Annotated in this window: 1 pseudogene; it reads left to right on the top strand. The window is 69.5% G+C overall.

The features are described from left to right. A pseudogene (locus FK268_RS24555) lies at window positions 1–537 on the top strand (O-antigen ligase family protein); the annotation flags it as partial.

The raw sequence follows: 537 nt of genomic DNA, 5'->3' as shown, positions 1-537 counted from the left end.
CGCTCCTCGCGCTCGTACGGTTCGGCACGGGCATCGACGTAGCCCCGGATTTCCGGATCCCCGGGCTGACCAAGGCCAACGACTTCGTCATCGTCCAGAACGCCACCCGGGAGGGACTCGACCGCCCGCAGGGCAGCGCCGGGCACCCGTTGGAGCTGAGCGCGATCCTGACGGTCCTCATTCCCCTCGCCGCGGCACTGTGCCTCAACGCGCGCGCCCGGGGCGCATCGGCGCTGCCCTGGGCGGTGTGCTTGGTGATCCTCGTCGTGGGCGACCTGGTCACCGTCTCGCGATCCGCCGTCGTCGGGACCATCGCCGCTGTCGTGGTGATGTGCTGGCGCTGGCCGATCCGGCGGCTCGCCGGTCTGGTGGTGGGATGTGCGGTCGTCGCTCTCGTGGGCATAGCGGCCCAGATCAACGTCGTCTCCGCGTTGGTCCAGACCTTCGCGGGGTCCGGTACCGACTCGTCGATCAAGTACCGGCAGGTGGGGATCGAGTACGTGACCGCGCACGTGAAGGAGCACCTATGGGTCGGCC

This window comes from Tsukamurella sputi (assembly GCF_007858445.1).
GTDB classification, from domain to species: Bacteria; Actinomycetota; Actinomycetes; order Mycobacteriales; family Mycobacteriaceae; genus Tsukamurella; species Tsukamurella sputi.
Note: the sequence above shows the minus strand (reverse complement) of the source record. Positions and strands in the feature narration are given on the sequence as shown.